We start from the raw sequence: 13,504 nt of genomic DNA on the forward strand, positions 1-13,504 counted from the left end.
GGTTGTACCAAGCGAAAGTCTGGCTCAGTGAAGGAGATACATCGTGCAATCAATGGATAAGAACCGCCGGGTTGTATTGGCTTCCCGGCCCGAAGGGGCACCGAGCGAAGACAATTTTAGTATTGAGGAGTTGGGGGTGCCCGAACCCGCTCGGGGTGAGGTGTTGTTACGAACGGTTTTTCTTTCCCTGGACCCCTATATGCGCGGCCGCATGAGTGATGCCAAATCGTACGCAGAGCCGGTATCCCTGGGGGGCGTTATGGTGGGTGGCACAGTAAGTCGGGTGCTTGTGTCACACCTGGATGATTTCGAAGAGGGAGACTGGGTACTGGGTTATTGCGGATGGCAGGATTATGCAATCTCAGATGGTGAAGGGTTGGTGAATCTTGGTAAAAATCCCAGCCATCCCTCCTATGCACTCGGTGTTTTGGGTATGCCGGGTATTACCGCCTATTACGGGCTGCTGGAAATTGGCCAGCCAAAAGCAGGGGATACTCTGGTTGTCGCTGCAGCTACTGGCCCTGTGGGCTCCACTGTAGGGCAGATTGGTAAAATTCAGGGATGCCGGGTAGTTGGTATTGCCGGTGGAGCAGAAAAATGCCGCTACGCGGTAGAGGAGTTGGGCTTTGATATCTGTCTCAACCACCGAGCAGAGGAGTTTCCCGAGCAGTTGGAGGAGGCCTGTCCAGACGGTGTGGATGTGTATTTCGAAAATGTGGGCGGAGATGTATTTGATGCGGTTTTACCGCTTCTCAATGACTTTGCCCGGGTTCCCGTGTGTGGGCTGGTTGCTCACTACAACGCCACGTCACTGCCCGAGGGCCCGGATCGCCTGAGCTTGTTGATGCGTGAAATCCTTACCAAGCGCCTTAAAATCCAAGGATTTATTATTTTTGATCAATATGAGCGCTTCAGCGATTTTATTATTGGTTTGAGTCACTGGGTTGGCGAGGGTCGCATCAAATACCGTGAGGATCTGGTGGAGGGATTGGAAAAAGCGCCCCGCGCCCTGATGGGGTTATTGCGGGGGGAGAATTTTGGCAAAGTCGTGGTGCGCTTGGGTACCGACGATTAATTGCAGAACTGAATCAATAACAGGCACCAGGGAGGTCGCCGATGAAAATTTTAATGGTTTTGACTTCACACGATAAGCTGGGCAATACCGGTAAGAAGACTGGTTTTTGGCTGGAGGAATTTGCCGCGCCTTACTACGTCTTCAAGGATGCCGGGGCGCAAGTTACACTGGTTTCCCCCAAGGGCGGGCAACCACCGCTAGACCCCAAAAGTGATGAACCAGATTTCCAGACCGATGCCACCCTGCGTTTCCGCCAGGATCCGGCAGCCCAGCAAGCGCTTGCCAATACGGGCAAGCTTGCCGATGTGCAGGAGGCGGATTTCGATGCTGTTTTTTATCCCGGTGGTCACGGCCCCCTTTGGGATCTGGCAGAGGATAAGGATTCCATTTCCCTGATTGAGGCGTTCTATGGGGCTGATAAGCCGGTGGGTGCTGTGTGTCATGCACCGGCCATTTTTCGCCATACCCGGCGCAAAGGCGGCCATCCCCTGGTTTCCGGCAAGAGTGTCACCGGCTTCAGTAACTCCGAGGAGGAGGCGGTGGGATTGGTGGATGTTGTGCCCTTTCTGGTGGAGGATATGCTTAAAGATCGCGGAGGTAACTACTCCAGCGAAGACGATTGGGCACCCTATGTGGTCGTGGATGGCAAGCTGGTCACTGGTCAGAACCCCGCTTCTTCGGAGGATGTGGCACAAACCCTGATGGGAATGATCCCCGTTTGAGCCATTTTCGGGGGGCTGCTCGCGGCCGTCACCCTCCCGAAAAACACACCGGTTTCACTTGGGCGTTTCTGAGAGTAAAATACCCGACAAAGAAGCTCGGTTATTTGAGAAGGCTTATGTCAGAACTGAATGTCACCATCACTGAATCCGCGCAGGAGTACCTGAAGGAACTGCTGGCCAAGCAGGACTGCGAGGGAATCGCGATTCGTATGTTTGTCTCTAATCCAGGTACTCCCAGTGCCGAAACTTGCATTGCCTACTGTCGCCCCGGCGAGGAGGAGGCAGAAGATGTGGTGATGGAGATGAACGGCCTCAAGGCCTACTTTGAAGGCCGCAGTGTGCCTTACCTGGACGATGCCAGGGTTGACTACTCCTCCGATAAAATGGGTGGCCAGCTCACCATTCGCGCGCCCAACTCGCGAATGCCGAAGATCACCGATGACAGCCCAATAGAAGACCGTATTAACTATGTACTCTTCAATGAGGTAAACCCCGGGCTGGCGGCTCACGGGGGTCAGGTGAGCCTGGTGGAGGTCACAGAGGATAAATTTGCCGTGTTGAAGTTTGGCGGCGGCTGCCAGGGTTGTGGCATGGTGGATATGACCTTGAAAGAAGGTGTTGAGAAAACTCTAAAAGAGAAAATCCCCGAACTGGCCGGTGTTAAAGATATTACCGATCACACTGATAAGTCTCAGGCTTATTACTAGTAGTTGGGTCCGTATGCTCTTCCCGGAGAGCATTAAAAGGCGAAGTAATACTTCGCCTTTTTTCTTGCTTATCTGAACTGGTTAGTTCCTTTCTTATGATTTTGCCTCCCTTCTTACCTGTCGCTGCACTCCTTATTAACTTCTGAAGGCGCCTGGGCCGCCCCGGACTTTGCCTGCCCCGTATATATTTTAAAGACCTCTTGGATTTGTAGCTGGGGTGGTATCCACGCTCAAAAGGGGTGTATGGCGCCTTGTGGGCGCTCTGACTTCAGTGGCTATAGCGGGCAGGCCGGGATAGAGTTCTATGTTCGATCAGGTGGTATTCGCCGGTGGAGGAGTGCGCTGTACCTGGCAGATTGGGTTTTGGCAGTCTGTTGCAGACAGGATTCAACTTAGACCCAAGGTGGTGAGTGCCGTCTCAGCCGGCGCCCTGGTTTCCAGCCTGATATTGATGGGCAAGTCCTTGGATGCAGTAGAGTATTTTGCCGAGGCCTTCGAGGAAAATCCCAGTAATGTTCACTGGGGCAATCTCTTTCGTAAAGACCCGCTATTTCCCCATCACCACATCTACCGTAATGGCATGAACCGACTGTTTGAGGGCGGTTTTGAACGCCTGCGAGAGGCTGCGGAAATGCGAATAGCAGTTAGCCATTCGCCGGGCTGGTTAAATGGCTCTTTAGCACTAATTATCGGAGTTGGTATTGATTACTCCGATACCTTTCTCACTCGCTCACTGCACCCAAACACCGCCAAGCGCCTTGGTTATCGACAGTCCTTTTACTCGGTAAGAGACTGTAACAATGTGGGAGACCTGCAAAAACTGATCCTCTCCTCTTCTTGCACGCCACCTTTTACTCCCCGGCAACAGGATCGGGGTAGAGAGGTCCTGGATGGCGGTATCGTAGATAGCGTGCCGGTAGGCGGGCTCAAGCCGGGGCCTAGTCAGGTACTGATTCTGTTAACCCGCAATTACCCCCAGTACCCAAATCATTTCAGTTGCCAAAAGGGTGAGCAACTCTGGACCTATGTGCAGCCGAGCCGCCCCTTGCCGGTGAGCGTCTGGGATTTTTCCAATCCACAGAGTGTGTGGCAGGCCTTTGATGCGGGTTATGCCGATGGAGAGGCATTCCTGGCGGCATATTCTCCAGAGGGGAGCGCCAAGTGAAGAATTGGGTTATTGCTAGGTGGAGCAATTAAAGGGTGTTTGATCAGGTGGTATTTGCCGGTGGGGGTGGCCGCTGTACTTGGCAAATTGGGTTTTGGGAAGTGATTGCCGACCAGATAAAGCTCAAACCGAGAGTGCTCACAGGGGTTTCTGCGGGGGCCATGATTGCAGGTTTGATATTGATTGGTAGAGCAACTGCTTCGGTGGATTACTTCTCATCGGTATTCAATGCGAATCCTCGCAATGTGTATTGGAGAAACCTTTTGGGTAAGGCGCCAGTGTTTCCCCATTATGAAATCTATAGGGAAGGTATCCAAGAGCTATTTAGCGACCGCTTTAAAGACTTGAAATCCGCCGCGGAACTCAGGGTTGCTGTTTCCCGGCCACCCAATTGGCTGCCAGCATCAGTGGCATTGGCTGTTGGAGGGGCAATTTATTATTCCAACAAATATTTGCACCGCAAAATGCATCCAAAAGCGGCGCGGCGGTTGGGTTACAAACAGGATTTTTTCTGCGCTCAGGAATGTACTGATATCGGAGAATTTACGCAGCTGATCCTGAGTTCATCGTGCACACCACCATTTACGCCAAGGTTGAGCTTGGTGGGGAAAAAAGTTTTGGATGGTGGGGTAGTGGACAATGTACCGGTTGAGGGCATTGACCCTGGTGAAGGGCGAGTGCTTATTTTACTGACCCGTCGCTATCGGGGCTTTCCCGATTGGTTTACCCAGTCTCAAGGCAGGCAATTGTGGACTTATGTGCAGCCATCACAGTCGCCCCCTATTAGTGTTTGGGACTTCACTAATCCTGAAGGCTTGATCAATGCTTATGAAATAGGGCGCCGCGATGGACGTATATTTATGCAGAACATGTTGGCTGAGCGGGGTTTTTATACGGGCTCGCAGAAAAAGTAACTCGGTATTTTAACCGGCATAAACAGTTGCCAAGAGATGATTGCTACAGATTAGATTTATTCAGCGGGGGAAGTTCGGTAAGTGCCGGCTCAGGAAGAGCGGTACAGTGGTAATAGGGAGCTTTTCAATGTTTGATCAGGTAGTTTTTGCTGGCGGTGGCGGCCGTTGTATCTGGCAGATTGGTTTTTGGGAATCTGTATCTGGTGAAATCAATCTATCTCCCAGAGTGGTGAGTGCTGTGTCGGCGGGTGGTCTTGTGGCGGGCTTACTGCTGATCGACAGGGGCCCGGAGGCGGTGGAGTATGTTCGCTCAGTTTTTAGTACCAATCGCAAAAATATCTATTGGGGTAATTTATTTAGGCAGGAGGCGGTTTTTCCCCAATACGCTATCTGCCGCGATGGGATTCGACAGCTGTTCGAAAACGGACCTCAGGCCCTGCAGAGTGTGGCTGAGCTGCGTCTGGCGGTTAGCCACCCGCCCGCCTGGATGTACGGCCCTTTGGCGCTAACTTTTGGTGCGGTTATTTATTATGCCGATAAGGGATTTACCCGCAATCTTCACTCCACGGCAGCCACCAAACTTGGCTTCCGCCAGAATTTTTACCGCGCTCAAGATTGTAAGAATATGGATGAACTGGAACATCTAATTCTGAGTTCCTCTTGCACCCCGCCATTTACTCCAAGGCTCCATCTGAATGGCAGGGAAATTCTGGATGGCGGAATCGTGGACAATGTGCCGGTTGGCGGTTTGGATAGCAAAGAAGGCAGGGTGTTAATTCTGCTAACCAGTCGCTTCCGTGATTTCCCTGACTGTTTCACCCAGCGTCAAGGTGAACAGCTATGGACCTATGTGCAGCCCTCCAAAACGTTGCCGATTAAAGTGTGGGATTTCACTAACCCGGAAGCGGTTAACAAGACTTTGGAGATAGGTCGAGCTGATGGTAAGGCCGTATTGAGAAGGCTTAGAGAGGGCTCACCCCTTAGTGATGACCTAATCGCGCTTTAAGTTAATTTTGCTGATTAATTTTAAAAGTTGGGTGGCTCCGCGTGGGAGTAAAGGGGGCTGCTTTCTTGGTGGAAATGCCTGGGATGGCAGTGCTGAGGCCTCTGGTTGCACTAGCCCGCTGAATCCATTAGCTTATGCAATTAGTTGCATATAAGCTTTGTGCGGCGGTGCCCTAAGTGGAGATCGGCTTTAGGCTTTATAAGGGCAGTTTGCCCATTGAACAGGAAAGGATGCATGTTTGATCAGGTTGTATTTGCAGGTGGCGGCGGTCGCTGTACCTGGCAGATTGGCTTTTGGGAGTCTGTTGCCGCAGAAATTGGGCTTTCTCCAAGGCGGGTAACCGCAGTTTCTGCTGGGGGGCTGATGGCAAGCCTGATCTTGATGGGGCGTATTGAGGCGGGTAGGGAGCACTTCTGGTCGGCTTTTGCCGCCAACCGCAAGAACGCTTATTGGGGCAACGTGCTAAAGAAAGAGCGGGTGTTTCCCCAGTACGGTATTTACCGCAATGCCATGCTGGAGTTATTTCGCGATGGCCTTGAGCCACTGAGTGCGGCCGCAGATCTGCAGATTGGTGTTGTACACCCGCCGCGCCTTTTGCCTGCTGGGTTGGCGTTTGGGGTGGGGGCTTTGGCCTATTATACCGATAAGCACTTATTGCGCAGTCTTCATCCAAAAATAGCTCTGGGCCTGGGTTTCAAGCAGAACTTTTACCGCGCACAGGATTGCCAGAGTGTGGAAGAGTTGGTGGAGCTCATTCTTTGCTCATCCTGTACGCCGCCTTTTACACCGCGTTTGCGTCGTGCAGGAGATCCCGTGCTCGATGGTGGAGTCGTGGACAATATCCCCGTGGCTGGGCTGGATAGTGAGGCGGGACGGGTGTTGATTCTGCTCAGCCGCTGCTACCCCCGTTACCCAAACCGCTTTACCAGGCGCCGCGGAGAGCAACTTTGGACCTATGTGCAGCCCTCGCGGCCGCCTTATCTCAGCGTTTGGGACTACACCAACCCTGAGTTGGCACAAAAGACTTACGAGCTCGGCCGTACCGATGGCCGGGAGTTTTTACAAAAACACATGCTTGAACAGGAGATGCTCGATGAGCAATACCAATAACCCAATAGCGGAGTCAATCGCCCTGTGGCACGAGATGGTTGCGGAGCGGGACCTCAGTCGCCTGCCCACTATCGTTGCGGAGGATGCGGTATTCCGCTCACCGGCGTTCTTTAAGCCTTACCACAGCTCTGCGGCGGTCTGCCTGATCCTCAATACCGTGATGCAGGTATTTGAAAGCTTTGAATACGAACGCAGCTTCACCACCGAGTCAGGCCGCGATTTGGCTTTGGAGTTTAAGGCCAGCATCGGTGACAAGAGCCTTAAAGGGCTGGATATCATTCGCTTTGATGAGAATGGCAAGATTGTAGAGTTTGAGGTGATGATACGTCCCCTCAACGCCCTGCAGAAACTGGCGGAAGAGATGTCCGGCCGCTTGTCCCAGTATGTGACTCAGTACAAGGACTCCCAGCCGGCCTGATTCCCAATTTCCACCCGTCCAGTTGGCGATGGGTGGAGATTTAGGCGACATGAACGTGAGGAGTACTCTTATTCCTCGGTTTCGAGGGAATCGAAATACTCAAAAACGTCGATGCCATCCATATAAGCACCATCGAAGCCTGCATCTACGATCTTGAAGATATAGGAGCTGTTGTTGCCATAGATAATGTCCTGCCAGCCGGCTTTCCAGTACTCCACGTAATAGTTGCCCGATTCATTGGGGACTTCGTCCAGTAGCCAGGCCGGTGGATTGGTCGGCCAGGAGTTTTGCCAGTAGTAGCGGTTACTCTGGGCCATGCCAATGTTGACATAGGCCATCAACAGGCGGCGGCTGCCGTTGCTCTTCTTTTTTAACTGCTTGATCTGCTCTTCGGTATAGGGCTCCCCATCAAAGAAGAAGTCGATAATCAGCAGGTCGTAGTCGGTTTCGGATAACTTGTCCACGAATTCCTGGGGTGTGGAGAAGCTCGTAGTATTGGTGATATTAAGGAAATTTTTGACATCTTCCAGTTTATCAATGTCGTCATTGTTCACATTGAAAGGTTTTTCTGGGTAGGAAGGAATATTGTCCAGAAGCGTATTGTCGGCGGCGAAGGAGACGTAGCCGGCTTTCTCGTTCTCCTCGTAAGACTCTTTAACCTTGTCTTCGCTATAGGCGTAATCGGTCACCAGGATTTCACGGCCTTTCTCCTTGGCCAGGTTGAGATAGTCCTGCAGGCGCTTGCTTTCAGTTTCGCTGGTGGGTTGGTCTACATTACCGTTCTGCCCAAAGAAGACCGCCTCCTGGGCGATACCATCGGTAGAGTTTACATAGGCGTCATCTACCGGGCCATTGGTCCTGGTATTGGTGGTGATCAGCTCAATACCGTTTTGCGGAACGATAATAAAGTCTCGCTCAAGGCCCTTTGCATACTTGCTGATATCTTCCACAAACAGGCGCATTTCTTCATCGTAATCGATATTTACGGGAATAATGATGTCGGGTAAATCATCACTACAGCCAAGAAAGAGTAGTGGGCTGAAAAATAGCGCTAGCTTCCTATGCAAGGTCGTTCTCCAACTAGATGTAATAGTTAAGCTTAGATGTTTTGTCTGTTAGTAATCTATTGGCAGAAAAGTACAGATATTGTTCCCCATTGGCAAACGCCAACTTAAATTGCTGCAATCTAGTGGGGGATTGCTGAATGCGAACTTAACAGGGCTGAAAAACTTGATTTGGGGCTCTTAGGAGCCCCTGGGGTTATCCATTCTCTTTTTAGTCTTGTTGGTGGCGACCGCTGTACGGGGGTCATCTGGCCAGTAGTGCTTCTGATATTTGATACGCAACTCCTTTTTGACCTCTTCGTAGGTGTTTGCCCAAAAATTAGCCAGATCGCGGGTAATCTGTACCGGGCGACGAGCAGGGGAGAGCAGGTGAATCATTAGCGGGTATCCCCCACGCAAAACTGCGGGGGTTTGTGCTAGGCCGAAGAGTTCCTGTAAGCGCACAGCTAGGATTGGTGGGGATGCTTCGTAATCGATAGCAATGCGTGAGCCGCTGGGTACGGTGTAGTGGCTGGGAGCCAGCTCATCAACTTGCTGAATATGGGCCCAGTCGAGTTGTGCGCGCAGAATATTGAGCAGGTCCAGCTGCTTGAGCTGCTCAAACTTATAGAAGCCATGTAGATGCGGTAATAGCCAGCGCTCAAGGTCCTGCAACAGCGTATCATCACTCCAGTCGGGCAGCGGAGTGCCTTCCAGTGGTGACTTGCCACTTTCCTCCTTTCGCAAAAACGCCACCCGCGCACGAAATTGTAGGGCTTCTTTACTCCAAGGCAGTAGAGAAAGCCCTTTTTGGCGAATGGCATCGAGTAGTGCCCGGCTCAATAACTCTGATGGAACATCTCTGACGACTTGCTGCTGCAGCACCAGTTTGCCCAGTGTGACCTGCTCCAGGGCCTCGGCACGCCCGGCGGTATCATCCCAGCGAATAGTGGTATTTTGCTCGATTTGGTCGGCAAAACAGCGCTGTAAGGCGTTTTTTGAAATTGGAGCGGCCAGCTGTATTCTCGCATCGCGCCCCAGTCCATCCAGTTCGGCAACCACAAGGAAGTCGCTGAGAGCCAGGGCGTCTTCGTGCGAGAAATGTGCGCCTCGGCCGCTGCAAAGCAGGTAGCGGCGTGCACTATCTTGGCGGCTTTTGGCAATTCTATCCGGATAGGCGAGCCCCAATAGCCCCCCGATTCTATCGGTCTGGTCAATGCTATCGCTGTTACGAGGTTCTTGCGGCTTGAAATCCTTTAATTGCCCCTGCCAAGTGTTGGCCTGCTGGCGAATACGTTGCACCGCACCGCGGTCGATATTTTGCCCCTTAGAATGGGCCTGTAGTGCTTCGATACGTTTGCTGATGTCTCTATCCCAGCGTGCTTCTCCCCGGAAGATATCCCTCTCTGACAGTAGCGCCGCGAGTAGGCAGGCCTGTTGTGATAGATGCCAGTCGAGGCTGCGAAGCATCATATGGGCGAGGCGTGGATGGCAACCCAGGGAGAGCATGGCGCTGCCGTGTGGAGTGATGCGCAAGTCTTGGTCTAGTGCGCCCAGTTGCTTTAATAGTGCCTGGGCTTGGGCTAGAGGACCTGTGGGGGGAAGGTCCAGCCAGCTCAGGTCGGTGGGATCACTGACTCCCCACTGGGCTAATTCCAGCGCCAGGGGGGCCAAATCGCTGCGTATTATTTCGGGGGTGTTTTTACTGCTGAGGCTGCGTTGGCGGCCCTCGCTCCACAGTCGCAGGCAGAACCCTTCGCTGAGGCGCCCGGCGCGGCCGCTGCGCTGGGTGGCAGAGGCTTGTGAGATTCGGCAGGTCTCCAGCCGATTCATACCGCTGTTAGGATCGAAGCGAGACTCTCGCATTAAGCCGGAATCCACAACTATGCGGATTCCCTCAATCGTCAGGCTGGTTTCTGCCACATTGGTTGCTAGTACCACTTTGCGTTGATCGGGAGCGGCCGGAGCGATGGCCTGATCCTGCTGTTCGCGGGTCAAGTCTCCATAAAGTGGGGTGAGAATAATGCTATCTGGTTTGAGATCATCCGCAGAGGCGAGTTGTTCGCGCAGTAACTCCTCCACCTTGCGAATCTCGGAAACTCCCGGAAGAAATGCGAGTACACTGCCTGACTCTTTGCGAAGTGCTTCGAGAATCTTGCGACTCATGAGCGCGGGCATAGAGCGGTGATCATCGGGCTCCTCCCGCTGGCCAAGGTAATCGATATGTACGGGGAAGCTGCGCCCCTCACTACTGACCACTGGCGCACCGCCGAGCACCCTGGCTACCGCCTCGGTTTCCAGGGTTGCAGACATTACCAATAGTTTCAGGTCTTCGCGCAGATATTCCTGGGATTGCAGGCACAGTGCCAGGGATAAGTCGGCTTGAAGACTACGCTCGTGAAACTCATCAAAAATAACCAGCGAGGTTTCTGACAGTTCCGGATCAGACTGCAGCAGCCGGGTAAGAATACCTTCGGTAACAACCAGGATACGGGTTTTCGCACTTCGCCGCCGTTCCCCGCGTACCTGGTAACCCACAGTCTCGCCTAGCTTCTCTCCGAGCTGGGCAGCCATACGTGCCGCAGCCGTGCGCGCAGCCAGGCGACGAGGCTCCAACATAATGATATTGCGTTGCCCCAACCAATCGGTTTCGAGCAGGGCCAAGGGAACAACGGTAGTCTTGCCTGCGCCAGGAGGAGCTTGCAGTACCACATTGTTATGTGTTTCCAGTGCTTTGAATAACTCTGGTAGGGCGGAATAAATTGGTAACTCTGGCATAGCAGAGAATTATAGAGGATTAAGGGGTGTGAGTGTATGGGGCTATTGTACTCCTACAAAGTAGTAACTATTCGGCACTGAGTACTATTTGTACCTGATGACTACTTAATAGGCCCCATCTTTGCTAAGAAAGTGAGTGGTATTTCTGAAAAGTAAACTAGCTAGTAACCCAGTGAGAGATAAGCAGAGAAAAGCGATCATTAACGCATGAAATCCAGAGTGAAATGATGTTTGTCCCCACTCCAAAACCTGAGAATGTAGCGAAGAATCTGGGAAAATTCTTGTTATTTTTTTAAGAGGTTGAGCTCCAGTTATAAAGGGGAGAACATCCAGCATATTAACTTGGTGCTCATTGGAGAGAGTTTCTTTTGAGAGCATTGTGAAAGTTCGGACACTGACAGTGCTTACTATTATTCCTGTGAATGATATTCCTGCAGCATACCAGAGGTAGGTGTTAGAGATGAACAGCCCATAAGCTGCTCCCTTTTCATTTTTTGGGGCACTTTGAACTGCTGCAAGATTGGTTGAGGAGTACATTATTCCGGCAGTAATACCCATAAAAACCATGCCGAATATGAGGTAATGCCAGGACAGTTTATCTGGCATCAGTATTAGTGATAGAGCAGCTGTTAGACAGGTAAATTGGGCAAAGACGATGGAGGGGATGGGGTTGAATTTATTATTGAATATTCCAGCTGCAATTGAGGAAAAGCATAAGAATATTGTCATTATGAGAATGATGAGGCCAACCTTGGCAGCTTCATAGCCAAGTATATTCTCTAGGTATAAAGGTAAAATAAATAAGAAAGAGCCAAATATCATTTGAAAGCATGCGCGAGTTATAAGTAATCCTTGGAAAAGTTTGCTTTGGAGTAGGTTCAGGTTTATCAATGGTTGGGGTAGGGTTCTCTGCCATAGGAAAACAAAAATTAATATTCCTAAAGAGGATACAAGAGGTAGAATAAACTGAAAGCTGGCTATTCCTTTGTGAGGTTCAAGGTTAAGTGAAAGTAATATTAGGAGGTAGGCAGCTAGAATAAGAAATCCTGATTTGTAATGAATATATATTTTTTTGTTTTGAGTATCTCTTTTTGCGAAAATTTGCAAGATGGTGAGACATAGCAAGCATACAGGAATATTGATTAAAAAGGCCCATCTCCAACCCAGGTGGGTGACAATAAAGCCGCCTAAAATCGGGCCTATTGACTGAGCTGTAGCGGTAAAGATCACCAGTAGGCCAACGGCTAGGCCTTGTTCAGACTTTTGAAAGTGACTTTCCGCTAGAACAAAAATCATGCCGAAAGAGGCTGCCATGCCAGATCCTTGTATAAACCTGCCAGCGATTATGGTCTCAAGGTTGGGGGCTGCACTGGCAATTACTGATCCTAGAAGAAAAATGGTTATGCCCAGCATGAGGGTGTTTTTATGACCAAATCGATCTCCAAACTTACCCGTAGTAATGATTAGCCCGCCCATGGCAATAAGATAAATATTGTTAACCCACTGCAGCTGATATATTTTTGCGGAAAAATTTTCTCCTATAGTAGGGATCGCAAGGTTGATCACGGTGACATCAATATTGATGATCATTAGGCCAAGTCCAAGGCCGCCTAGTACCCACCATCGATGTTGATAAGGAAGTTCCGTTTGCTTACTCATGCCGTCCAATTAATCATGACTTTAGGGAAAGTGAGGGGATCTTTTTAGCTTGAAAGTAAAATATCTCAATAAATGAATATGTATCTGCTATCAGAATTTTGGAGTGTCTTTAGTTTCTCTAGAATCTCATTATGTATGGTAATTGAATGCTTGATATTAAAAGTTATAGCTTTGTTATAGGGGAGCTATTACTTATTGGATTGGACTGTAACAATATATGACAGTGATGTTCATTATTTGGTTGTCTACTTGAACCTATAAAATTTTAGGGGGCATCTATTGTTGATTAAGTTGATCTGAAATCTGAGTGGAGAAAGGTATGGGGCTAAATTTAAGGCGTGTAGTAACAGGGCATGATAATTCTGGTAGACCTATTGTGGTTCTAGATGACAGCGGTGAACATATATCTAGCTGGCGCTCGCATATGGAACAGCAACAATTCTGGACGACAGTTGAGCTGCCCGTAGAGATTGACTCAGAGAATAGTGATAAGGGCGCACGTGAGGTTGGCACTGTGATACCTGGTGGCTCAATCTTCAAGGTGGTGGAGTTTGGTCCTGGGGTAACTCCTCGTATACACCGCACAGATAGCCTGGATTATGCAATTGTACTCTCCGGAGAGATCGACATGGAGATGGGGGAGGATACGGTAATCCACTTATCGGAAGGTGATGCTTTAATTCAGCGAGCTACCGTTCATAACTGGGTCAATCGGGGAGATAAACCCTGCAGAATTGCGTTCGTATTAATCAGTGCCCAGGGCGATACTGCTATCGGTTAGCGACGGGCTATTAAAAGATAGTGGGGAAGGATACGCCACCCATGAGTTAAGTGAAGAATTATTGATTGTGAGCCTATCGGAGCAGGCTTGCTATTCATTAGAAAGACATCTCTCTGGGCATCAGGC

Annotated in this window: 12 protein-coding genes; 9 read left to right on the forward strand and 3 right to left on the reverse strand. The window is 50.5% G+C overall.

The features are described 5' to 3' along the window. Positions 1-52: 52 nt before the first annotated feature. From curA to ACJJIC_RS11925, 8 genes are all read left to right on the forward strand, one after another. Positions 53-1,075 carry an NADPH-dependent curcumin/dihydrocurcumin reductase gene (gene curA / locus ACJJIC_RS11890; protein ID WP_445357891.1) on the forward strand — a complete coding sequence of 341 codons (1,023 nt, stop codon included), beginning with the start codon at positions 53-55 and terminating at the stop codon, positions 1,073-1,075. Positions 1,076-1,116: 41 nt separating this feature from the next. Further along, positions 1,117-1,797, forward strand: a complete 681-nt coding sequence (locus ACJJIC_RS11895; protein WP_445356996.1) for a type 1 glutamine amidotransferase domain-containing protein — start codon at positions 1,117-1,119, stop codon at positions 1,795-1,797. 116 nt (positions 1,798-1,913) lie between these two features. Then, positions 1,914-2,504, forward strand: coding sequence for a Fe-S biogenesis protein NfuA (gene nfuA, locus ACJJIC_RS11900; protein ID WP_252085598.1), 591 nt, complete (start codon positions 1,914-1,916; stop codon positions 2,502-2,504). 304 nt (positions 2,505-2,808) lie between these two features. Further along, positions 2,809-3,669 carry a patatin-like phospholipase family protein gene (locus tag ACJJIC_RS11905; protein ID WP_444938900.1) on the forward strand — a complete coding sequence of 287 codons (861 nt, stop codon included), beginning with the start codon at positions 2,809-2,811 and terminating at the stop codon, positions 3,667-3,669. A 35-nt stretch (positions 3,670-3,704) separates the two neighbouring features. After that, complete coding sequence (locus tag ACJJIC_RS11910) at positions 3,705-4,583, forward strand: patatin-like phospholipase family protein (protein ID WP_445356997.1); 879 nt, start codon at positions 3,705-3,707, stop codon at positions 4,581-4,583. 127 nt (positions 4,584-4,710) lie between these two features. Further along, positions 4,711-5,589 (forward strand): patatin-like phospholipase family protein, encoded by an 879-nt coding sequence (locus tag ACJJIC_RS11915; RefSeq protein WP_445356998.1) that lies wholly within the window; start codon positions 4,711-4,713, stop codon positions 5,587-5,589. Positions 5,590-5,823: 234 nt separating this feature from the next. Then, complete coding sequence (locus ACJJIC_RS11920) at positions 5,824-6,699, forward strand: patatin-like phospholipase family protein (RefSeq protein WP_445356999.1); 876 nt, start codon at positions 5,824-5,826, stop codon at positions 6,697-6,699. After that, a complete protein-coding gene (locus ACJJIC_RS11925) occupies positions 6,683-7,117 on the forward strand; it encodes a nuclear transport factor 2 family protein (protein WP_444888795.1) in 435 nt (144 codons plus the stop codon). The genes ACJJIC_RS11920 and ACJJIC_RS11925 overlap by 17 nt, the downstream gene beginning before the upstream one ends. A 68-nt stretch (positions 7,118-7,185) precedes the next feature. Here ACJJIC_RS11925 and ACJJIC_RS11930 read toward each other — a convergent pair whose 3' ends face one another. From ACJJIC_RS11930 to ACJJIC_RS11940, 3 genes are all read right to left on the reverse strand, one after another. Continuing rightward, on the reverse strand, positions 7,186-8,184 hold the full coding sequence (locus ACJJIC_RS11930) for an endo alpha-1,4 polygalactosaminidase (RefSeq protein ID WP_445357000.1): 999 nt from the start codon (positions 8,182-8,184) through the stop codon (positions 7,186-7,188). 177 nt (positions 8,185-8,361) lie between these two features. Continuing rightward, positions 8,362-10,938 (reverse strand): ATP-dependent helicase HrpB, encoded by a 2,577-nt coding sequence (gene hrpB / locus ACJJIC_RS11935; RefSeq protein WP_445357001.1) that lies wholly within the window; start codon positions 10,936-10,938, stop codon positions 8,362-8,364. 105 nt (positions 10,939-11,043) lie between these two features. Further along, positions 11,044-12,597 carry an MFS transporter gene (locus ACJJIC_RS11940; RefSeq protein WP_445357002.1) on the reverse strand — a complete coding sequence of 518 codons (1,554 nt, stop codon included), beginning with the start codon at positions 12,595-12,597 and terminating at the stop codon, positions 11,044-11,046. A 319-nt stretch (positions 12,598-12,916) separates the two neighbouring features. Here ACJJIC_RS11940 and ACJJIC_RS11945 point away from each other — a divergent pair, with 319 nt between their 5' ends. Next, entirely contained in the window at positions 12,917-13,378 is a 462-nt protein-coding gene (locus tag ACJJIC_RS11945) for a cupin domain-containing protein (RefSeq protein WP_444885217.1), read from the forward strand. The last annotated feature ends 126 nt before the right edge of the window (positions 13,379-13,504 follow it).

This window comes from Microbulbifer mixtoriginis (SeqCode) (assembly GCF_052468275.1).

What these genes read in the sequence shown, in the direction of transcription:
- curA (WP_445357891.1), top strand. Translation starts at nt 53, where the DNA reads ATGGATAAGAACCGCCGGGTTGTATTGGCTTCCCGGCCCGAAGGGGCA.
- ACJJIC_RS11895 (WP_445356996.1), top strand. Translation starts at nt 1,117, where the DNA reads ATGAAAATTTTAATGGTTTTGACTTCACACGATAAGCTGGGCAATACC.
- nfuA (WP_252085598.1), top strand. Translation starts at nt 1,914, where the DNA reads ATGTCAGAACTGAATGTCACCATCACTGAATCCGCGCAGGAGTACCTG.
- ACJJIC_RS11905 (WP_444938900.1), top strand. Translation starts at nt 2,809, where the DNA reads ATGTTCGATCAGGTGGTATTCGCCGGTGGAGGAGTGCGCTGTACCTGG.
- ACJJIC_RS11915 (WP_445356998.1), top strand. Translation starts at nt 4,711, where the DNA reads ATGTTTGATCAGGTAGTTTTTGCTGGCGGTGGCGGCCGTTGTATCTGG.
- ACJJIC_RS11920 (WP_445356999.1), top strand. Translation starts at nt 5,824, where the DNA reads ATGTTTGATCAGGTTGTATTTGCAGGTGGCGGCGGTCGCTGTACCTGG.
- ACJJIC_RS11925 (WP_444888795.1), top strand. Translation starts at nt 6,683, where the DNA reads ATGAGCAATACCAATAACCCAATAGCGGAGTCAATCGCCCTGTGGCAC.
- hrpB (WP_445357001.1), bottom strand. Translation starts at nt 10,938, where the DNA reads ATGCCAGAGTTACCAATTTATTCCGCCCTACCAGAGTTATTCAAAGCA.
- ACJJIC_RS11940 (WP_445357002.1), bottom strand. Translation starts at nt 12,597, where the DNA reads ATGAGTAAGCAAACGGAACTTCCTTATCAACATCGATGGTGGGTACTA.
- ACJJIC_RS11945 (WP_444885217.1), top strand. Translation starts at nt 12,917, where the DNA reads ATGGGGCTAAATTTAAGGCGTGTAGTAACAGGGCATGATAATTCTGGT.